Source organism: Acinetobacter sp. Ac_3412 (assembly GCF_013072675.1).
Lineage (GTDB): Bacteria > Pseudomonadota > Gammaproteobacteria > Pseudomonadales > Moraxellaceae > Acinetobacter > Acinetobacter higginsii.
On record NZ_LXUJ01000011.1, the window covers coordinates 454,705 to 478,181 of the forward strand.

Here is a 23,477-nt window from a genome sequence, read left to right on the forward strand (position 1 = left end):
CAATAAAAAAGCTTTAACCGAGGTTAAAGCTTTTTAAAGTTTAAGAATGATTTTGAGCTGCAATCTGGGCTTCTAAAAGTTTGATTTGATCTTCTTTGAGCTTGAGCAAAGTATCCACATCGCTATTCTGCTGTTTCAAATCATGTTGCTGGTCTTGCAGTTGTTGATGAATATCATCCAGTTTGGCAATTTCTTCTTTTGCCAAACTGTCATTTACAGGGAGTGGCGCTTTTACAATCGATTCTTCAACCAATTGGATCGGTGCAGCGACATCACTGCTCGCCGTTGTTACTTCATCAACGGTTGCGGTTGCTTCAGTTGCTACTGGGGCAACGGTTTTTTCAGCCACAGGCTGAGTCGGTGCGGATGTTGTGGCTTGCTGATCTTTTTGAGCTAAGAACCATTGGACCGCAAGGAACAGCACCACGACAATACTAATTCCACCAATTATCATCCATAATAATTTGGAATTTTCTGTTTGGTATGTGGACATCACTTTTAACCTTCTAGTCAAAATGACGAGGTTTGAATTGTATCACCCCAATTTCATCTGGCTCAGCGGGTTGCGCTTGTTCCACATGGGTTGGGCGTTTTTCACTATAAGCACATTCGATACATTCAATCCACTCGTCATCCACAGTGATGATCTTAACGACACGATCTAAGGCCCCGCATTTCGGGCATTTTGCGCCCGCGATGAACTGTCTTTTCATGTCAGTTAATTACACCCTGTGAACAATAATGACGTAGTTTAAGCGGTTTTATCAGTGTTCGTCCAACCTTGATGACGTAATAATGCATCTATTTTTGGTTCTCTTTTTCGGAAATTGCGAAACGCATCAAGCGCCGTATCTTTTCCGCCAACTGCTAGAATAAACTTTCTAAACTCTTTTCCAGTCTCGGTATTAAAAATACCTTCGCTTTCGAAACGGTCAAATGCATCACTGGCTAAAACTTCTGCCCATTTATACGAGTAATAACCTGCGGCATAACCACCTGCAAAAATGTGACTGAAGCTGTGTTGGAAGCGGTTATAGGGTACAGCGGGAACCACGGCAAATTTATCGCGGATATCGTCTAGCGTGGCCTGAATTTGCTGACTGTTTAAGGCTGGTGCTTGGCGGTGAATAGTCAGGTCAAATAACGCAAACTCAATCTGACGCAAGGTTTGCATGCCTGATTGGAAGAAACGTGCATTCAACAGCGCGGATAGTAATTCTTGCGGTAAAGTCTGTTTGGTTTCAGTGTGCTCGCTGAGTACATCTAAACTTTCATTGTCCCATGCCCAGAATTCCATAAACTGACTTGGTAATTCCACTGCATCCCACGCCACGCCGTGAGTCCCTGCAACCGAGATGTTATCCACTTCGGTGAGCATATGATGTAAGCCATGACCAAATTCATGGAACAAAGTAATCACTTCATCATGAGTCAGTAACGCAGGTTGATCGCCAATCGGTGGGGTAAAGTTACAGACCATGTAGCAAATTGGTTTTTGTAGACCCTCGGCGGTTTGCACACGAGAACGGAAACCGCTCATCCATGCGCCACCGCGTTTGCCATTACGGGCATATAAATCGAAGTAGAAACCACCGACCACTTGGCCTTGGTCTTCAATTTCGAAATAGCGTACATCATTTTGCCACACAGGCGCTTGGCGTTCGATGATCTGAATACCATAAAGACGTTGTACGATCTGGAATAAACCTTGAACCACTTTCGGTGCAGGGAAATACGGTTTTAATGCTTCTTGAGAAAGATTGAACTGTTGTTGTTTCAATTTTTCAGAATAGTAGGTTGCATCCCAAGGTTTGAGTTCTTCAATACCCTCTTGTTGTGCAATTGCTTTCAATTCTGCAATTTCAGACAGTGCTGGGGTACGCGCATGCTCTGCCAGATCAACCAAGAATTGATTTACGGTTTCAACATCAGGTGCCATTTTGCTGGCAAGGGAATATTCTGCAAAATTGTTGAAACCAAGCAATTGAGCCATTTCCTGACGTAAGCTCAGGATTTCTTCCATCACTGGGGTATTGTCAAATTCAGTTTGGTCAGATTGTTCTGAGGCACGGGTGACATAGGCCTTATATAGTTCTTCTCTTAATTCACGATCATCGGCATAGGTCATAATCGCAAAATAAGCAGGGAAGTCGAGTGTGGCAACGGCTTGCTCAAGCTCTCGTTGTTGTCCGTATTGTTTTAACAGTTCAACACTGCTTTGCGGCAGGCCTTTAAGTTGCGCTTCTGTTAGCGGCTGGAAGTAGGCTTGGGTGGCATCAAGTACATGGTTAGAGAAGTCAGAAGACAGCTGTGATAAACGTGCTGAGATTTCGGCATAACGTTTTTTGGCTTCACCTTCCAGTGCAACACCTGACAGTTTAAAGTCACGTAAAGCCAGTTTAATCGCACTTTGTTGTGCTTCGTTCAGCGTTTGAAATACAGCACTATCATGGATCTGTTGATAGGTTTGGTACAGCGGCGTATGTTGACCAAGCTGCGTATAGTATTCACTTAAACTTGGTAACAAGGCTTGATACACTTCACGGGTTTCCGCATTGTTCATCACCGCATTGAGATGCGACAAAATGCCCCATGACTCGCTCATGTTGTTTTCAAGTTGATCGACTTCCGCCAAGGTTGCCAGTTGGGCTTCAGAGCCCTGCGGGACTTCATTGAGTTGATTTAAGAAATTTTGACCGTTTTGAATGGTTTGTTCGATCTGTTGTTTTAAATCGGCAAGTTGAATTTGATCAAATTGAGGAACAGGAAGTGTTGCTTGCTGGAGTGTCATTGTATTTTTGCCATATTCATCTTTAAACATAGTTATAGATGTAGGGCTTCGGAGGGGAGAAATCAAGGTTGATTATGCAAATCTCATTGGATTAATTCATTTCTTCAATTGATGCAAACTGTGCATCAATATGGGCTGGTTCATACATGACCTTGGCAAAATTTTTAGTCACACATTCTGTTGCAATGATTTCGCCACTTTTGTATTTTTCTTTTTTATGTCGCCAGATTTCATTTTGGCGGTAAAAGTTGGCTCCGATCTGAATAAAACGGTGTTTTTGTTCAAAGACATGATAAATATAGCCGAGATCATGTGAACAACGTAATTCACCCTCAAGGCATTTTGAGGAAAACCAAAGGTTGATCTGAAAAGTATATTCTGTTGGATTATAAAACTGATAATCAATGTAGTTATAAAAAATAGCAGCGCCACTTCCAAAAGGTAGAATCCGCCCCTGATCTGGAAATGGATCAAAAGAATGCTGTGAGCGCTGTATGACTTGTAATGGGCTATGTAGCACCAACCAATGAATTAAATTCGCAATTTGACAGATTCCTCCCCCAATCCCGCCACGAGCTTGCCCAAAACTAAGCTCCATACCCTCTACATAACCTTGTTTGATTGTTGGTAAACCAACGAGTTGACAGAAGGAAAAGGTTTCTTGCGGTTTGATCAAAATGGTAGAAATTTTTTCGCTTGCGATTTTTAAATTAATCACTTTATTTTTCTGCCAATGCTGTTCAGTGTCACCTAGTTTACGAATTAAGACAGATTGGTGTTTCTTTACTCTAAACGTTAAGGGAGTTGGGTCAAAACTTTGAGCGTATTGGCGACGGTCTGTTTTCCATTGTACATAACGAAGGCCTCGCCTTATCCAAATCATGATGAAATAGAGGGCAGGGTGATATTGGCTGACTGGTTTTTTAAATAACAGGCGAATGAATTGCATTTTTAAAGGAGGGCAAGTTCATGACTGAACTTGCCCTCACCTGAATTAGTCTTGTTTTGCTTTCGCATTCGACTTTTTCTTTTTCACTTTTTTCTTAGCCTTGTCTTTGCTTTCAGGCTTGGCCGAAGCTTTTTTTGCAGGCTTTTTGGTATAAGAACTTGGTTTGTTCTTGTCCTTTTTCTTGCGTACAGGCTTTTCACCATCTTCACTGACTTTGGATTGAGTAGAGGGCTGTTTGCCAAATACTTCTTCAGTTGTTGAAGCACGATTCGAGCTAGACGGATTCGCAGTACGTGGTGCTTTCTGACGAATTACACGGCCCAAATGGGTAAGTTGTTGAACCAACTGGAAGTCAATTTTACGTTCTTCCAAGTTCACAGCCGCAACTTGAATCTTCACTTCATCACCGAGACTAAAGGATTGTCCACGATTTTGACCGACTAAGCTTTGACTGGCCTGATCATAAATGAAGAAGTCATCACCTAACTGACTGACATGAATCATGCCGTCGACATAGAGGTCTTTCAGAGTCACGAATAGTCCAAACTCAGTGACTGCACTGATAACCCCGACAAACTCATCACCGATATGCTGTTGCATATAGTGGCATTTCAACCACATGGTGACGCTACGTGATGCTTCATCAGCACGACGTTCTGTCTTGGAGAAATGCTCACCCGCATCATCTAATGCTGCACCTGACAGTGGATACACTTTTTTGTCTAAATACGCTTTGATTGCACGGTGTAATAATAAGTCTGGATAACGACGAATCGGTGACGTGAAGTGGGTATAGGCTTCATATGCCAAACCATAGTGTCCTGCATTCTTCGCACCATAGTAGGCTTGCATCATCGAACGTAATAGCACCGCGTGGATACTTGGCGCATCTAAACGATCTTTGGTTGCTTCAATGACGGCTTGATAATCTGCTTGAGTTGGCTGTTCAGGAAATGGCAAACCAAGCAATTTCACAAAGTCACGCACTTTCTGAATACGTGAAAACTCTGGTGCTTCATGCACACGATACAACATCGGAATATCATGCTCTAAAGCATATTCTGCTGCAGCAACATTGGCCAGCAGCATACATTCTTCAATCAGTTTATGCGCATCATTACGTGTACGTGGCAAAATTTCCTTGATTCCGCCTAACTCATCAAAGGTCATGTAGGTTTCAACGGTTTCAAATTCCATTGCATGACGTTCAGCACGTAAGCCTTTTAGTGTTTGATAAAGTTGGAAGAGCGTATTAAGTGACTTATGAATGCTCTTATCTTCAGGGATCGCATCGGTTGCTCCCTCAAAATATTGTCCCACTTGGGTATAAGTCAGACGAGCTTTGGAATGCATCACCGCAGGGTAGAACTCATATCCTGTGACTTTACCTGCACGAGAAAGTTTTAAATCACAGACCATACACAGACGATCAACATGTGGATTTAAAGAACACAAGCCATTTGATAGCGCTTCTGGCAGCATAGGCAATACAAAGTGCGGGAAATAAACCGATGTACCACGTTCTTCTGCTTCTTCATTTAATGGAGAGTCTAAACGCACATAGTGGCTGACATCGGCAATCGCAACCACAACACGATAACCACCACCTGCACGTTTTTCTGCAAATACGGCATCGTCAAAGTCACGTGCATCTTCACCATCAATAGTAACCAATGGTAGATCACGTAGATCAACACGCCCTTTAAGATCTTTTGCGGATGGTTCTTTAAAGCTTTCTGCTTCTTTCACCACAGCTTCAGGAAATTCGTAAGGCAGACCAAATTCTAGAATCGTTTGTGGAATGATGATTTCAGTATCTGCTTTATCCGCCATTGATTGAACGATATGGCCTGTCGCCAGCTCTTCGCGTGTTGGATAGTCATCTATTGCAACACGGAGCATATCACCAACTTTAGCATTGGCATGCTCAATCAATTCTTTTTCTAAAGTAATAGGTTGATGCTGGTTTGGATTGGCTGGTTGAATGAAGTATTCACCTTCATGTTCAGACAATTTACCAATAATTTGTTTAACGCGGTGTTGTACTACTTCGCTAATAAAGCCCCAAGGCTTACCTTTACGATCAACTGAGGTTTGACGCACTTTAACGCGGTCGCCATTAAAAACTAGGCGAAGTTCACGTTCAGGTAAAAGGATATCATCCTGACCTGCAATATTGGCAGTACCTAGACCTTTACTATTGATATAGACCGTTGCTTCATGAGTTGGTAGATCAGTTGCAGGTTGGTATTTAAAACCATCCTTCATAAGTTGCCCATCACGTACCATGGCACTTAAACGGTGATTCAATGCATCAATACTTTTTTGATCTGGGATATTAAAGTGGTCAACCAGCTCTGCATGGGACTGTGCAGTTTGTAATTGTTCTAGTGTAGTTAGAATAAGAGTTCGGCTAGGAATAGGATTATCGTAACGTTGCGCTTCTGCTTTTGCTTCGGGATCGGCCCAATTTTTAGTCATATCGTTTCAATTCACATCTGGCAGATCGGTTTAGCATAAGTCATTCAAACTCTAACTGCACGTCAAAGATTGCAAGATTCTGTTTATTGCTCCGATCTGAATAAAGGAGAGAACGCTATATTAACAAGCGTTGAACCAAAAAATGCTGAAAAAATGTGGAAATTGATTAAAAAACATTTGATTGAACTTAAAAAGCAGAAAAAAACAGGAACATCCCTTGTGTAATGTGGTTTTAGTTTGTATTATTGCGCTCGTGTTACGGTGAGATGGGTGAGTGGCTGAAACCACATCCCTGCTAAGGATGCGTACGGGTAACTGTACCGAGGGTTCGAATCCCTCTCTCACCGCCACTTTACTTAAAGCGCTCATAGCTCAGCTGGATAGAGCACTTGGCTACGAACTAAGGGGTCGGGAGTTCGAATCTCTCTGAGCGCACCAAGTAAAGATTTAAAGTAACACACGCCTAAATAGGCACATAAGTAATGCGCTCATAGCTCAGCTGGATAGAGCACTTGGCTACGAACTAAGGGGTCGGGAGTTCGAATCTCTCTGAGCGCACCAACTTAATAAAAGAAACCGCTTAATTGCGGTTTTTTTGTGCCTGAGTTTTAGGAGGTATAAATCATCAAGCTTTCATAAAGGGTTGAAATATAATACAGACCAAGTAAAGCAATCAGCGTAACTTTTATTTTTTTGGAAAATATCTTTAATAAAGTAGAAATCATAAAAGCAATCAATAGACATAGCCAAGCGCCAATGAATGTGATGATCCACAGCTTCCAGTTGTGCTTTTGCATTGCAATTGGATCATTGGGTGCTATTTTATTGTAATTTAGATGAATTAAACCTCCTTTTAGATCCAGATAGTCAATGGCTTTGAGTTGATATTCGGGCGGGTTGTTTTGTATCGGTAGGGTTTGATAATAATAGATGGTTTGAATTGCCTGTGTGGGCTGTTTAAGCTCTTGTTGGCATAGCTTCATTAATCTGACATCACACTGCATGATCAAAGTGTTATTGTTGCTCGTCGGAAGGATGAGTGACGCGCCCACTCGTTCACGACGGATGTAAGCTTCGTTGCTCGAGTCGATGTGTTGGCTTGAGACTTGCCATGTGTGGTTTCGGGCAAGATCGGCTTGGTGTAAGGCGGTTTGATGTGCCGAGCTAAAAATCAATAAAATGATGAAAGAAAAAAGAAAACAGAGGTAGGCATATTTAAAGTGGTCTGTAATGCTGTCTTCTTCGGTATTGCTTTCGAAAATAGTTCTTTGCATTTGTTTCCTTGTGTTTTAGCTATTTGAGCTAGATTTTACCTTTCTGTTTTGTGCTCAAATAAGCGATAAAGATAACCCACCGTCCCGAGTACGCCCACCATACGGACTACATGAAATGCTGTTACTATTGGCACACCAAGCTGTAATACATTGGCGGTTAATGCCATTTCGGCTACACCTCCTGGGGAAAGGCCTAAACCGAGTGTGGGCAAAGGAATGTCGGTCCAGAAGCTGATGCCATAGGCGAGCAAGGCGGTCAGTAACAGCGTACTTAGATTACTTAAAGCCACAACAGTTAAATAATGAGGTGCAGTCTTGAAAAAGTCAGGCTTAAATTTATTTCCTAGTGACCAACCCAGTAACACTTGGCCTAAATGCAAGATTGGTGTCGGTATTGCCGAGAGGTGAATATCTTGCATTGTAAGTAAAATTGCAACCAATAATGCACCAAAGGTCCAGAGATTGGGGAGTTTGTAGTATTGAAAAATACGACTGGCTACGTAAGCTAAAAAGGCTAACAGTACAAGGCCGTAACCATCAACATCACTATGGCGACTCATGATGCTATGATCAATACCGTGCCATCCCATAAATTGATAAAAAAAGGGAATGCTGACCACCACCATTAATACGCGTAAGGTATGAGCAGATGCGACTTTATCGACACGCGCCTGATAGTGTTCGGCTAAATTCGACATCTCATTTGCGCCACCAATAGCCGAAGCAAACCAGGCTGTTTTAAAGTCTACCTTGCCCCAGCGATATAAGATGACAGAACCTACACCACCTAAACCGAGGGCAAACAGAAGACCCAACAATAAGATATGCCATTGGCTTGCAATGAGCTGGATCATTTGTGGGGTAAAGTAGAGGCCGAGGGTTAGCCCTAAAATGGACAAGCCAATATTGCGTGCGCTGTGATGACATTCAATAGGCGCATGATTAATCTTGAGTAAGGCCGTAATAAATAAAGGTCCGAGTAGCCAAGGCAGGGGGAGATGTAACCATTCGGCAAGATGTGCACCGATGAAGGCAATGGCTAGACTCGAAATATATTTGAGGTAGATCATGAACACAGTCACCGATAAAGGATGAATAGAACGTGGGTAGAAGCCAATAGCTATGTATGATCGCTATTGGCTGAATGCATGACTATGAGTTCACTTGCTGGCGACTGCGTAACCAGCGGATGAGTGGTAAAACAATCATGATCCCTGCGAGAATCCAGAGTGTTTTAGTGATGTAACCGTCAAAGAGAATAGAGAGTTCGCCTTGGGAAATAGACAGCGCTCGACGCAAACTCGATTCCATGAGTTCGCCAAGCACAAACCCGAGAATAAGTGCTGAAAGCGGGAAGTTGAGCTTACGTAAAATATAGCCAAACACACCGAGTGCAACCATCAGGATCAGATCGAACATGGTGCTATGAATGGCATAGACACCCACAAAACTCACTGCTGCGATGGCAGGAAGTAAAATGAAATTGGGAACACTGAGCAACTTGGCAAAGTATCGAACCAGTGAAATATTCATAAACAGCAATAACACACTGGCAATGAAGAGCGAGGCAATCAAGCCCCACACAATCGTTGGCTGTTCGGTAAATAGTTGTGGCCCAGGCGTGATGTTGTATAAGGTTAAAGCCCCTAGCATTACTGCGGTTGTGCCAGAACCAGGTACTCCCAAGGTTAGCATTGGAATAAATGAACCACAGGCAGATGCATTGTTTGCAGCTTCAGGGGCGGCAATACCACGTAAGTCACCATCACCAAATTTACTGTCTTTGCCTGCAAGTTTACGTTCGCTGGTATATGCCATGGCACTGGCAATGGTTGCGCCAGCTCCAGGTAAAATGCCAACAATGAAGCCCAGGAATGAACTGCGAATGGTTGAGCCGAGGGTGAAACTAAACTCTTTGAGATTAAATAGACTACGCTTGCCTTGACCTAAGGCTTTCTGCCCAATACTGGTTTTTTCGAGCATGATCAGGATTTCACTGATACTAAAAAAGCCGATCACGATCGTGGTAAATTGAATACCATCACTGAGACTAACTGAATCAAAAGTAAAGCGGTACACGCCAGTAACAGCATCTACACCAACCGTGGCCAAGAGTAAGCCGATTAAGGCGGAAACAGCTGTTTTAATCGGCTGATCACTGACAAGTCCGCTTAAGCAAGTCAAGGCAAAAACCATTAGTACGAAATATTCTGCTGGACCAAACACGATGGCCCATTTGGCTAAAAGAGGAGCAAATAAAATAATACCGAAAATGGCAATCATGCTACCAATGAATGAACTCATGGCTGAAAGCGAAAGTGCAATCCCTGCTTTGCCTTGTTTAGCGAGTGGATAGCCATCAATGGTCGACATGATGGCCGCGGCATCTCCAGGCACATTAATCAGAATTGCAGAAATTCGTCCACCAAACTCACAACCTAAATAGACAGCCGCAAGAAGAATCAGTGCACTTTCAGGTGGTAAGCCAAGGGCATAAGCAAAAGGGAGAAGCAAGGCTACGCCGTTAATTGGCCCCAGTCCTGGCAATAAACCCACAATGGTTCCAATAAATGCGCCGATCAGCGCGATCAATAGGTTTTGTGGTGTCAGTGCGACTTGGAAACCATAGATTAAATATTCAAAAACATCCATTTATTCTTCCTTGATTAACTCAAAAATCCGAGTGGTAATGGCACATCCAAGATGTAATCAAATAAACCGTAAAATAGGCAGCCAAAAACAAGGCCTGAGATGGCGGAGGCCTTTGGACTTCCTCCAAACAGCATGCCGACAGTGAAGAACATCAATGCAGTTGCAATTGGAAAGCCTAACCATTCAAACGTCAGGGCATACATCAGCATCAATAACATCATGACACCGATTTTCTTTAGCACAGCGGCGGTATAGCCGAGATCAATCTGCTCAGTTAGTTTTTGAGGCCTAAAGGTCAGATAAAGACAAGATAAAATTAAAAGTATTAAGAGTAGGACAGGATAGGGTCTCGGACCTAGTGGGTCATAAGCGATTGGGGCGACATAGCTCCAAGCTAAATATAGAAGACCAAGGCTGACGAAGCCTAAAGTCCCTGCAAAAATCCTTTCCACGGACATAAAATATTCCTTTTTGCATTCAGATTTAGGCGTATTTCGATCCGATCTTGTTGCCACGGAAGATGCGTGATCAAAATACTTTTATTGTTTTCGGATTATTGGGGGATGAGATCGAATTCTTTAGATAAGACACGTAATTGATTGGTTTGCTGCATAACAAACTGATCGAGTTCTTCACCTGTCATGGAGAGCGGGAGTAAATCGAATTGCTCTCTGGATTTGGCAAATTTAGGGTCGGCCATCATTTTTTCAAAAGCGGTTTTCCACCATTGATAGGCTTCATCACTGACTTTAGGGCCGACATAGTAACCCCGTACCACTGGCCATTGGATGTCATAGCCTTGTTCTTTTGCGGTCAGGATATCAGCCAGTGCATTGGGTAAGCGTTCCGGTGCGAATACAGCCAATGCGCGTAATTTTCCAGATTTGACGTGTGGAATTACTTCTGCAATTCCAGCACTGACCACTTGGATATGATTACCTAGAACAGAGGTTACCGCTTCACCACCGCCTTCTAATGCAATATAGGTCATCTCTTTAGGGTTAACGCCTGCTGCTTTGGCAAGCATCGCTGTCTGCATCCAGTCTTGACCACCGACACTACCGCCAGCACCAAAACTGACAGATTTTGGATTTTTCTTTAGGGCTGCGACCAAGTCATTCAAATTCTGATAAGGCGATTCTGCATTGACGGCAACGACCCCATAATCAGTTCCGACTACAGCTAACCAGCGAACATCTTTTTCGTTGTATTGTCCGAATTTTCCTTGGGCTAGATTCAGGAGTGAGCCCGTTGAAAAAGCGACGATGGCATTGTTATTGGCAGGATCATTGGCAACAATTTTATTGTATGCAACAGCCCCAACACCACCCGGCATATAAGTGACACGCATAGGGGAGCTTAAGAGCTCAGTTTCCTTAAATGCATTTTGAGTGAGTTTGCAGGTGAGATCAAAGCCACCACCAGGTTTTGCAGGTGCAATACATTCAGGGCGTTTGGGTTCTCCAGTGACCGTTTTATTCTTTGTACATGCTGTAAGACTTAAGCCTAAAATAATTAAGGTGCTGGTAAAGGTAACGCTTCTTAACATGTTTAATATGTCTCCATTCATCATTGTTTTAATATGCATAATGCATATATTTTATCTAAGCGTCATTGCTTGATTATTGGGGTTAATACAAGAAGATTTAAAACTCCACTCTTCTCTATTTTTAGTGCTTTAAAAGGTACGTAAAAAGGTTAGCATTATCGCTTGGGTTGTAGAGATTCTTTTTTTTAATATAATTTTTCGAATAATTTATTTTTGAAATAAATATTGTTTTTATTGATTAAATTAAAAAGTGTTAATTTTTTATTTATCAGTATAGGACGCTGTATTTGATATTTTAGGTTTTTAGTGCTCATTATTTGATAAATAATTTTTTATGGATGTAAAAAAGCCTAAAGTTAATGGGCTTTAGGCTTTTGGGAGGGATTATCTTTTTGTTCTAAAATTTAAATTCTAAACCAGTCCCAATGACAGGTTGCTTATCTTCTAAATCTGCCTGTTTGAAACTTGCATAAGCTGTGTAGCCATATGCCTTGACTTGTTTGTTAAATAGATAATCAACTCCTGTCATAATTTGTTTAGCATCATAGTTTGCATCGTCATTTTTAAAACGGGTTGAATTCTGGCTATATTGGGCTTTTACATTCCATTTCGAATCGTTTGACAAGCGATACTCAGCACCTACGAGCCAACCTATTGATTGATCAATATTAGCTGCACCTGCTTGATTACCGCTGGCTTCTTCAACCTCTGATGTTTGTATCAATGCTTTTAATGCCATTCCTTCGATGGGTTTAATTAGGCTTGTTAGACGAATCGTATTTGCAGCAGCAAATACACGATTAATATCAATATGAGGATCAGCAGCATTCAAGAAACCACGACCTAGGAAGTTGCTTGGAATCGCTTTGTCGTAGGCAATTCCAGCTAAAAACATTGGACTGGTATAGGTGAGGGAGGTTGACCATGCATCACCTAAACCATTGCCGTCTACAGTAACGCCTCCTTGACTACTGGCAATGCCTTGGGCCTCTCCTGTCGCAAGTAAAACACTGAACGCAAGATTGGCTTCATCACTGACTGTGATTTTGGGTGAATCATAAACCACGGAATTATTGATCCGATTTTCACCCGGCATAATACCTCTCACATCGGCAGTGTTACGCATATAATTATTAAAACTATCTACAGCACTCGACATTTTTTTTAAAGGAGAATTATTTTTACCCACTTTTAACGTACCAAACTTTTCATCTTTTAAGCCAATATATCGATCTCGATGAGACCAGTCCGTTCCATCTCCATCGGCATTAAATGCCCATTCGATTAAATAAAGTGCACTTAAACGACTGGTTAATTTTTCCTCACCTTTAATCCCGAGAAATGAACTATTGCTATTCATTTTCCAGGTATCACGGTCAGCAGAATTCGCATTTTTTTCGGGGATATAATCGATACTGGTATCAATCTCACCATAGAATTTAGGTGATGAAAATGCTGAACTGGTTGCCATGCAAAGCATACTGGCGATAAAAAAATTAATTTTCATTGATGTCATCCTAACAAATTAAAAATTATGTGTAATTAATCCCGGTCTCTTTTTACTTGAGGTTTAAGGGGGAATTAATCGAGCCTAATTTAAAAGGCTCTTGGGGATTTTATTTAGTTTTTATGGTTTTTGGTATTTAATTGTCTTATGTTGTTTTGATTGGTATTTTTATAATTTTATAAATGTTTAAATTTATGGCTTTGAGTAATTTTGATTTTTAAATTAATAAACATTTTGTGCAGTAATTATAAACATAATGTGTTGGGTTGAAAAATAGAAGTACTAAATTTAACTGAAAAAATAGCATTCATAAATGTTTTAAAAATAAAAAGCCGCTGATATCAGCGGCTTTTTGAGTTGATTTATTTAGAAATGATTTACGGAACTAAATAGATGATCTGTCAGGTTGTTGAGAGGCGTTTGTAGAGATACAAGATCGGTTAACGAACCACCATTTGGATTTGGTTCGCCAACAGCGATGCCAGAAGTGACGGTTCCAGTCAATGCATCTAAAATTCCGTCTACACTGCCATGAAGACTGTAATCTCCATTTCCAACACTGACACTAATTAGATTATTGATACTCTCTAATGAACCATCGCTGAATAGGGTACTGACATGATCTTGTAATGTGTCTACTGCAATGTTGCCATTGCTAATGACAGTTTGAATCGGTTGAGCAATTCCTGCGATAACGTCTCCGCTATTTGCACCATTATTAATGGTTCCAAGAATATCTGTAATCACACTTAGACCACCTTCACCACCGATACTGCCAGTAATGCCACCGATAATGCCAGTAACTGCGCCTAAAGGACCACCTTCACCACCGATACCGCCAGTGATTCCACCGATAATCCCAGTGATTGAGCCTAAAGGACCACCTTCGCCACCACCGATACCACCAAGGATGTCAGAGATTGAGCCCAAAGGACCGCCTTCACCGCCACCGATTCCGCCAGTAATGCCGCCGATGATGCCAGTGATCGCGCCAAGAGGACCTCCTTCGCCACCACCAATACCGCCAGTAATACCGCCAAGGATGTCAGAGATTGAACCTAAAGGACCGCCTTCACCACCGCCGATACCGCCAGTAATGCCGCCGATGATACCTGTGATCGCACCAAGAGGGCCACCTTCACCACCGCCAATTCCACCAGTCACACCGCCGATGAGACCACCCACATCAGTGAGGTCACCTGCAATATGCTGAACCAGACCAGAAGCAGTTGAACCGTTATTAATCAGTGTGCCGACTACACCTGTGAGAGAACCCGCAGCACCACCAATATCCGCACCTGCTAAATCAGAAATAGCTTCTAAAGTACCGTTTACGGTATCGCGCGAAGTTTCAAAGGTGAGGGTGCCTAAATTGGTGAGATCTGTGACTGGATGAACGCCCGGAAGAACACCGCTAATTGCACCACCTACCGTAGAGATGCCTGTGTTGATAATATCTGTTTTCAGGCTTTCAACGCCTTGAAGTACATCGATACCTGTTTGGATTACGCCTGTGACAGGGTTATTGCCAAGATCACCGCCAGTAATGCCACCAACGATGCCAGTGATCGCGCCAAGAGGGCCACCTTCACCACCGCCAGTAATGCCGCCGATGATGCCAGTGATCGCGCCCAAAGGACCGCCTTCACCGCCACCGATACCACCAGTAATGCCGCCGATGATGCCAGTGATCGCGCCAAGAGGACCTCCTTCGCCACCACCAATACCGCCAGTAATACCGCCAAGGATGTCAGAGATTGAACCTAAAGGACCGCCTTCATCACCGCCGATACCGCCAGTAATGCCGCCGATGATACCTGTGATTGCACCAAGAGGACCGCCTTCACCGCCACCAATTCCACCAGTCACACCGCCGATGAGACCACCAACATCAGTGAGGTCACCAGCAATATGCTGAACCAGACCAGAAGCAGTTGAACCGTTGCTAATTAATGTACCGACTACACCTGTGAGAGAACCCGCAGCACCACCAATATCAGCACCTGCTAAATCAGAAATTGCTTCTAAAGTACCGTTTACCGTATCGCGAGAAGTTTCAAAGGTGAGGGTACCTAAATTGGTGAGATCTGTGACTGGATGAACGCCCGGAAGAACACCGCTAATTGCGCCACCTACTGTAGTAATCCCTGTGTTGATAATATCTGTTTTTAGGCTTTCAACACCTTGAAGCACATCGATACCTGTTTGGATCACACCTGTGACAGGGTTGTTGCCCAAGTCACCACCAGTAATCCCACCGATGATGCCAGTGATCGCGCCAAGAGGGCCACCTTCACCACCACCAATACCGCCCGTGATGCCACCGATAATGCCAGTGATCGCGCCCAAAGGACCACCTTCACCACCACCAATACCGCCCGTGATGCCACCGATAATGCCAGTGATCGCGCCAAGAGGACCACCTTCACCACCACCGATACCGCCAGTAATGCCGCCAATGATTCCTGTGATTGCACCAAGAGGACCGCCTTCGCCACCACCGATACCACCAGTCACACCGCCGATGAGACCACCAACATCAGTGAGGTCACCAGCAATATGCTGAACCAGACCAGAAGCAGTTGAACCATTATTAATCAATGTGCCGACAACACCTGTGAGAGAACCCGCAGCACCACCGATATCCGCACCTGCTAAATCAGAAATTGCTTCTAATGTACCGTTTACGGTATCGCGCGAAGTTTCAAAGGTGAGGGTGCCTAAATTGGTGAGATCTGTGACTGGATGAACGCCCGGAAGAACACCGCTAATTGCACCACCTACCGTAGAGATACCAGTGTTGATAATATCTGTTTTTAGGCTTTCAACACCTTGAAGCACATCGATACCTGTTTGGATGACACCTGTGATAGGGTTATTGCCAAGATCACCGCCAGTAATGCCGCCAATGATGCCAGTGATTGCGCCAAGAGGGCCACCTTCACCGCCAGTTATGCCGCCGATGATACCTGTAATTGCGCCAAGAGGACCGCCTTCACCACCGCCGATACCACCAGTAATCCCACCGATGATACCTGTGATAGAACCTAATGGACCTGTGCTACCAATGTTGGTTACATCCCCTATAATATGTTGAACCAGACCTGATGCAGTAGACCCATTATTCACCAGTGTACCAATGACACCTGTTGCAGAACCAATTGCCCCGCCAATATCTGCACCAGCAAGGTGGGAGACGGTTTCTAGTGTACCGTTTACCGTATCGCGCGAAGTTTCAAAAGTGAGGGTACCCAGATTTGCTAGGTCTCCAATTGGGTGTTCAGATTGATGCACTGCATTAATGACCGTGCCAGCAACAGTATTAATTCCTGTATTGATGATATCGGTTTTTAAACTCTCAAGCCCTTGAAGGACATCAATACCACTTTGAACAATACCTGTGACTGGGTTGTTCGCTAGGTCACCACCCGTGATGCCACCAATAATTCCAGTCACTGCACCAAGTGGACCGCCTTCAGCTCCACCGGTGATACCGCCAATGATTCCCGTTACCGCACCAAGTGGACCACCATTTGCTCCACCCGTAATACCTCCGATAATTCCTGTGACTGTACCAAGTGGGCCGCCCTCAGTTCCACCGGTAATACCGCCAATGATTCCAGTCACTGCACCAAGTGGATTACCACTTGCCCCGCCAGTAACACCGCCTAAAATATTTGTGACTGTAGAAATTGGGCTACTACTACCTGTTACATTTCCCAGAACGCTAGTAATTGAACTTATAGGATTGTTGGTTGCTCCACCTGTAAGATTGCTTACCGTGTGAGTTACGGTATTTGTTGAAACGATATTTGTAATTGTAGACAAGGACAAAGGAGCAAGGATTGAACCGCCAACGTGTGATGTAGATGTACTACTATCAACTAAGCTTGAAGTAATACTTTTAATGGGTGACAAAAGACTTTTGAAAAACATAACGATACCTATATTTTTAAAGTTGTGTTGTTTTGAGTAATTATTAAATTGCTATGATTTTTTTGTGATTAAAGTCACATTAATCATATTTAGTGTTATATGTGGCAGTTATTTTGTCAATCTGTAACGGGCTAGAATATGATTGTTAAATGTGGATTTAAAATGTTGAATTTTAATATATTTATGGGTTGTTAATTTTAACTAAATTTACACTTGTATTTTATTTGAAAGGGTAAGGGGATTTTAATCATAGTGAGATAAGTTTTATTTATCATATAATTAAAGTGTTATTTGAGTACAATCTATGTCTTGTGAAGAAGGTGCTGGAAAGAAAGTTTTAAAATTTGTTACTCGTTTGCAAAAAAATATTTCCAGTGTTTTTCGGTTTTATTTAATCAATAAAGATCAATATTTTAAATTTTTTCTTCATTCATTTTTTTAAAATCATAACTAATCTAAAGTCGTACTATTTATGGTGTGATTGACTTGTTGTTTAAAAAAACTTACCAATTAAATATATGTTTCCTAGAGTATGTTCATCTTTGATTGATGAAATGCTTAAGCTGCAAAGAACAGCCACAGATGAAAGTGGCTGTTCTTATGCTTGTATTTTAAAAATGATGAAGTGAGCCGAACAAATGATCGGTTAGGCTTGTTAAAGGAGATGAAACTGAAATGAGGTCGGTAATACTTCCACCATTCGGATTTGGTTCACCCACAGCAATGCCCGAAGAAGTTGAAAGTGTGCCAGTAATTGCAGTGAGAAGACTATCTAGACTGTTACTGCTACCACTATTGTCATAGTTAATATGGATAAGGTTGCTGAGACCTTCCATAATATTGCCACTCGCGAGATCGCCGAGACTATCTTGTAGATTACTGATTGCTGAACTACCACTACCAATCACCATGTCGATCGGTTGGGCAATACCAGAAAGAATACCATCGCCACTGATACCACCCGTGATGCTACTAATGATGTCTGTGATTGAACCTAAAGGACCACCTTCACCGCCACCAATACCTCCCGTAATGCCACTGATAATGCCAGTGACAGCACCAAGAGGACCGCCATCACCGCCGCCAATACCGCCAGTAAGACCACCGATAATGCCAGTGACTGCGCCCAGAGGGCCGCCATCACCACCGCCGATACCACCCGTAATGCCACCGATAATGCCAGTGACTGCACCCAGAGGGCCACCACCACCATCACCACCGCCAATACCGCCAGTAAGACCACCGATAATGCCAGTGACTGCGCCTAGAGGACCACCGTCACCACCACCGATGCCACCCGTAATGCCACTGATAATGCCAGTGACAGCACCGAGAGGGCCACCATCACCGCCACCAATACCGCCCGTAATGCCACCGATAATGCCAGTGACTGCACCTAGAGGACCGCCATCACCGCCGCCGATACCACCAGTAAGACCACCGATAATGCCAGTGACTGCGCCTAGAGGGCCGCCATCACCACCACCGATGCCATCAGTGATACCACCGATAATGCCTGTTACTGCGCCAAGAGGGCCACCATCACCACCGTCGATGCCACCAGTGATACCACCGATAATGCCAGTGACTGCGCCTAGAGGGCCGCCATCACCGCCAATCACTCCACCAATTGTTCCCGTAATGATGTCGAGAGGATTGCCGCCTTCACCACCAACCAGACCAGTCACCAGATCAAGAGGACTGCCACCCTCACCACTGAGGACACCACCAACAATACCCGTGACAACATCAATAGGGTTGTAATCGCCACTAATAATGCCTTCTACGCTAGCGGTTACACCGCCGACTGCGCCTGTAACAGTACCTAAGACACCTGTGCTATCAGCATCACCAGTCACAACCGTGACGAGATTGGTTACAGGAGTAACGAGATCACCGTGAGAGATGCTATTTAAATCGAGTACAGAGATCGCATTGCCTGAGAAATTGATTGGAATGGTAATAGGAGTGACGACGTTGGTACCATCTCCAACGCCATTGCCGATACCATAGTTATGGTCGCCATTGCCTGCACCAATACCATTGCCGATACCACCAGATCCATTGCCAATTGAACCATTATTTTCGGTGTCATTGTCTTGGAAGTTATTATGTGTAGTCGTTGTTGCATTATTGGTTGAAGTTGATGTTGCAGTACCAAATAAGGAAATGGCATTGCCAGAGAAGTTAACAGGGATTGCAATGGGTGCGACAAAGTTTGCGTCATCCGCAATACCATTGCCGATACCATAGTTATGTTCACCATTGCCTGATGCGATACCATTACCGATACCACCGCCAGAACCGATACCAGTACCGCTGCCGTTACTATTGTTGGTTGTATCATTGTCTTGGACATTGTTATTGGTTGTCGTAGATGAATTATTGGTTGAATTTGCTGTCGCATTTCCAAAGATGGAGAAGGCATTCCCTGATGCATTCACAGGCGTTGTGATCGGGATAATAATACTTGCGTCATCTGCAATACCATTGCCAATGCCGTAATTGTGTTCACCATTGCCTGAAGCGATGCCATTACCAATACCGCCACCTAAGCCATCTGCACCGTTACCGCCGCTATTGCTGTTATTAGTTGTATCGTTGTCTTGGACATTGTTATTGGTCGTGGTTGAGGAATTATTTTGTGAATTTGACGTTGCATCACCAAAAATTGAGAAGGCATTCCCTGATGCATTTAATGGTGTGGTAATTGGGATCACGATACTCGAATCGTCTGCAATACCATTACCGATACCGTAGTTGTGTTCACCATTGCCTGCGGCAATACCATTCAGAATTCCTCCAAGATCACTGCCAGAGCCAGTTCCTACGCCACCGTTATTACTATTGTTGATCGTATCGTTGTCTTGGAAGTTGTTATTGGCTGTTGTAGAGGAGTTGTTAATTGAGTTTGATGTTGCATTACCAAAAATAGAGCCTGCATTACCAGAGAAATTAACAGGGCTTGTGATTGGCGCGACGACACTGGCATCACTACCGATGCCATTACCAATACCAAAATTATGGTCTCCATTGCCAGAGCCAATACCATTGCCTATACCACCGCCAACGCCATTACCAGCGGCACCACCTACAACTGTACCGTTATTGCTATTGTTGGTTGTGTCATTATCTTGCAGGTTATTGGTTGTTGTGGTTGAACCGTTATTGACAGATGTATTAGTGGTATCACCAAAGAAAGTCCAAGAGTTACCTAAGCCGTTGACTGGCGCGGTAACAGGCATGGTTACACTTGCGTCATCGCCATTGCCATTGCCAATACCGTAGTTATGTTCACCATTACCTGCACCAATGCCATTGCCTATACCACCGCCAACACCATTACCTGTGGCGGTTCCAGTACCACCATTATTACTGTTGTTGGTGGTGTCATTGTCTAATACAGTATTGGTTGTTGTGGTTGCTGCATTATTGTGGGATGCATTATTTGCATCACCAACAAAGGAAAACTCATTACCTAAACCATTGATTGGAGTGGTGACAGGTGTAACAACATCAACGTCATCACCATTGCCATTACCAATACCGTAGTTCTGTTCACCATTACCTGCACCAACGCCACTGAGTAGTCCGCCTACACCGTTGCCAGTGCCATCACCTACGCCAGTACCGTTGTTGCTATGATTGATGTTGTCATTGTCTGAGACGATGTTGGTTGTATTGGTTGTTGCTGTATTGGTTGAGGTATTACCTAGGCCATTAGGATCATTGTCATTATCCAGTCCAGAGACATTGTTGCCCATAAAGTTGATCGGTGTTGTCACTGGTGATGTCCAATCGGCATCATCGCCATTGCCGTTACCAATGCCATAATTGTGCTCGCCATTACCAGCACTTACACCATTGAGTAAGCCATCTGCACCATTGCCTGTTGTTCCAGTGACACCAGTGCCATTGTTATTATTGTTGGTTGTATCGTTGTCTTGTACATAGTTAAGTGTGTTGGTAGAACCATTATTGACAGAACTAACATCGCCACCGCCGATAACACCAGCTGAATTACCTAAGACATGAACAGGTGTGGTCCATGGGGCAGTAATATCTACATCATCACCGTTGCCATTGCCAATACCATAGTTTTGTTCGCCATTGCCTGCTGCTGGACTATTACCTAAACCACCAAGGCCATTGCCTGCATTTGTGCCAATGCCATTATTACTATTGTTGGTTGTATCGTTGTCATAAACAATATTTGATGTGTTGGTTGGCGCTGTATTGACGGAGTCTACATCACCACCAACGCCTGCAACGGAGTTACCAAGAACTTGGACTGGTGTCGTAATGGGTGTCGTGACGCTGGCATCATCACCATTGCCGTTACCGATACCATAGTTGTGCTCATCATTGCCTGCAGAAACACCATTTAATAGACCGCCTGAACTGCCATTGCCTGTTGCACCAACACCACTGTTGCTGTTATTGATGGTGTCGTTATCTTCGATCACAGTAGAGGCATTGGTCGGAGCAGTATTCACCGAATTAACATCACCACCACCAATTGCTGAAACTGAGTTGCCTAGACCTTGGAAAGGCGAGGTCACTGGTATGGTGACACTTGCATCATCGCCATTGCCATTGCCGATACCATAATTCTGTTCACCATTGCCTTCGGCTGGACCGTTGGCTATACCGCCAAAACCATTGCCAGTCACACCAGTCGCATGATTGCTATTGTTGGTGGTGTCATTGTCTTGAATATGTGTGGTCGATGTCGTTGCTGCAGTGTTGACAGAATTAACATCACCGCCACCAATACCCGTCACTGAGTTACCTACAGCTTGTACCGGTGTGGTCCATGGTGTGGTGATATCTGCATCGTCACCATTGCCATTGCCAATACCGAAGTTATTTTCATCATTCCCTCCAGATACACCGTTAAGTAAGCCACCCTCATTACCATTAGTCGCTGATCCAACCCCATTGTTGCTGTTGTTGGTTGTATCATTGTCTTGAATCGCTGTAGTTGAGCTGGTTGAAACATTGTTTACGGAGTCGACATCGTTTGTGCCTATGCCTGAAACTGAATTGCCAATTGCTTGGAATGGGGCAGTGACGGGTGCAGTGAAGCTGGCATCATCACCGTTGCCATTGCCGATCCCATAGTTCTGTTCACCATTACCTGCTGCTGGGCCGTTGGCTAAACTGCCAGAACCATTGCCAAGGACACCAGTTGCATTATTACTATTGTTGGTTGTGTCATTGTCTTGAATATTAGTAGTTGATGTCGTGGTTGATGTATTGACCGAACCTACATCGCCACCGCCAATTCCTGCAATTGAGTTGCCAACCGCTTGTACAGGTGTGGTCCACGGTGTGGTGATATCAACATCTTCACCATTGCCATTACCAATACCGTAGTTATGTTCACCATTGCCAGCAGATACGCCATTTAATAAGCCACCATTGCTGCCATTGCCTGCTGCACCTACACCGTTGTTACTGTTGTTGGTGGTGTCATTATCTTGAATCGTTGTCGTTGAACTTGTTGATGTATTGTTGGCAGAAGCTACATCACCACCGCCAATTCCTGCGACTGAATTCCCAATGGTTTGGACTGGCACAGTGATTGGTGTTGTGACACTTGCATCATCACCGTTGCCATTGCCGATCCCATAGTTTTGTTGTCCGTTGCCTGCTGCTGGGCCGTTACCCAAGCCACCAAGACCATTGCCAGTACCCGTTAGGCCCGTACCATTATTGCTATTATTTATGGTGTCATTGTCGTGGATTGTGCTGGAGGTACTGGTTGTTGATGTATTCACCGAATTGATATCGCCACCACCAATGCCTGCAACGGAATCACCCACTGCCTGAACAGGTGTGGTCCAAGGTACTGTCACACTTGCATCATCACCGTTACCATTGCCAATACCATAGTTATGTTCACCATTCCCTGCACCGATGCCGTTAAGTAAACCAGCACCCACACCATTGCCAGTACCAGCTACACCAACGCCATTATTGCTGTTGTTGGTCGTATCATTGTCATCAATTACACTGCTATTGGTTGTTGACGTGCTATTAATTCCATTGACATTACCACCACCAATCGCTGCGGCTGAGTTGCCGATTGCTTGGAATGGTGTCGTAACAGGTGTGGTGATACCAGCATCGTCGCCATTACCATTGCCAATTCCATAATTTTGTTCGCCGTTTCCAGCACCAATCCCATTTAATAGACCACCAGCACTGCCATTTCCAGCAGAACCTAGGCCAGTATTACTGTTGTTAGTCGTATCATTATCTTGAATTTGGGTTGAAGAGGTTGTGGGTGATGTATTCACCGCGTTGATATCAGCACCACCAACGGCAGCGAT

General features: G+C 43.8%; 13 protein-coding genes and 3 tRNA genes. 3 read left to right on the forward strand and 13 right to left on the reverse strand.

What is annotated here, in order from left to right; genetic code table 11:
* Positions 1-40: 40 nt before the first annotated feature.
* From A7P54_RS14970 to rnr, 5 genes are all read right to left on the reverse strand, one after another.
* Positions 41-496, reverse strand: a complete 456-nt coding sequence (locus tag A7P54_RS14970; protein WP_081400777.1) for a hypothetical protein — start codon at positions 494-496, stop codon at positions 41-43.
* A 10-nt stretch (positions 497-506) separates the two neighbouring features.
* The gene (locus tag A7P54_RS14975; RefSeq protein ID WP_004657752.1) at positions 507-713 is read right to left on the reverse strand and encodes a YheV family putative metal-binding protein; all 207 of its coding nucleotides are present in this window, start codon (positions 711-713) and stop codon (positions 507-509) included.
* A gap of 38 nt (positions 714-751) precedes the next feature.
* Positions 752-2,791 carry a M3 family metallopeptidase gene (locus tag A7P54_RS14980; protein WP_171550037.1) on the reverse strand — a complete coding sequence of 680 codons (2,040 nt, stop codon included), beginning with the start codon at positions 2,789-2,791 and terminating at the stop codon, positions 752-754.
* Positions 2,792-2,882: 91 nt separating this feature from the next.
* A complete protein-coding gene (locus A7P54_RS14985; protein ID WP_171550038.1) occupies positions 2,883-3,740 on the reverse strand; it encodes a VanW family protein in 858 nt (285 codons plus the stop codon).
* A gap of 45 nt (positions 3,741-3,785) precedes the next feature.
* Entirely contained in the window at positions 3,786-6,221 is a 2,436-nt protein-coding gene (gene rnr, locus A7P54_RS14990) for a ribonuclease R (RefSeq protein ID WP_171550039.1), read from the reverse strand.
* Between the two features lie 260 nt (positions 6,222-6,481).
* On the opposite strand from rnr, the gene A7P54_RS14995 reads away from it, so the two are divergent.
* The 3 genes from A7P54_RS14995 to A7P54_RS15005 all read left to right on the forward strand — a co-directional run bounded on the left by A7P54_RS14995 (position 6,482) and on the right by A7P54_RS15005 (position 6,782).
* A tRNA-Ser gene (locus A7P54_RS14995) sits at positions 6,482-6,571 on the forward strand.
* Between the two features lie 11 nt (positions 6,572-6,582).
* Positions 6,583-6,659 (forward strand) — tRNA-Arg (locus A7P54_RS15000).
* A gap of 46 nt (positions 6,660-6,705) precedes the next feature.
* Positions 6,706-6,782: transfer RNA gene (locus A7P54_RS15005), tRNA-Arg, on the forward strand.
* A 47-nt stretch (positions 6,783-6,829) separates the two neighbouring features.
* Here the strand turns inward: A7P54_RS15005 and A7P54_RS15010 are convergent.
* The 8 genes from A7P54_RS15010 to A7P54_RS15045 form a co-directional block, all read right to left on the reverse strand.
* On the reverse strand, positions 6,830-7,495 hold the full coding sequence (locus tag A7P54_RS15010) for a hypothetical protein (RefSeq protein WP_171550040.1): 666 nt from the start codon (positions 7,493-7,495) through the stop codon (positions 6,830-6,832).
* A 35-nt stretch (positions 7,496-7,530) separates the two neighbouring features.
* Positions 7,531-8,565, reverse strand: a complete 1,035-nt coding sequence (locus tag A7P54_RS15015; protein ID WP_171550041.1) for an AbrB family transcriptional regulator — start codon at positions 8,563-8,565, stop codon at positions 7,531-7,533.
* Positions 8,566-8,647: 82 nt separating this feature from the next.
* Positions 8,648-10,147, reverse strand: coding sequence for a tripartite tricarboxylate transporter permease (locus tag A7P54_RS15020; RefSeq protein WP_171550042.1), 1,500 nt, complete (start codon positions 10,145-10,147; stop codon positions 8,648-8,650).
* Between the two features lie 14 nt (positions 10,148-10,161).
* On the reverse strand, positions 10,162-10,605 hold the full coding sequence (locus A7P54_RS15025; protein WP_171550043.1) for a tripartite tricarboxylate transporter TctB family protein: 444 nt from the start codon (positions 10,603-10,605) through the stop codon (positions 10,162-10,164).
* A gap of 95 nt (positions 10,606-10,700) precedes the next feature.
* Positions 10,701-11,696, reverse strand: coding sequence for a tripartite tricarboxylate transporter substrate binding protein (locus A7P54_RS15030; protein ID WP_171550044.1), 996 nt, complete (start codon positions 11,694-11,696; stop codon positions 10,701-10,703).
* A gap of 397 nt (positions 11,697-12,093) precedes the next feature.
* The gene (locus A7P54_RS15035; RefSeq protein WP_171550045.1) at positions 12,094-13,203 is read right to left on the reverse strand and encodes a porin; all 1,110 of its coding nucleotides are present in this window, start codon (positions 13,201-13,203) and stop codon (positions 12,094-12,096) included.
* 366 nt (positions 13,204-13,569) lie between these two features.
* Positions 13,570-17,139, reverse strand: a complete 3,570-nt coding sequence (locus A7P54_RS18855; RefSeq protein WP_216077125.1) for a hypothetical protein — start codon at positions 17,137-17,139, stop codon at positions 13,570-13,572.
* 611 nt (positions 17,140-17,750) lie between these two features.
* The gene (locus A7P54_RS15045; RefSeq protein ID WP_354667341.1) at positions 17,751-22,628 is read right to left on the reverse strand and encodes a hypothetical protein; all 4,878 of its coding nucleotides are present in this window, start codon (positions 22,626-22,628) and stop codon (positions 17,751-17,753) included.
* Between the last annotated feature and the right edge of the window lie 849 nt (positions 22,629-23,477).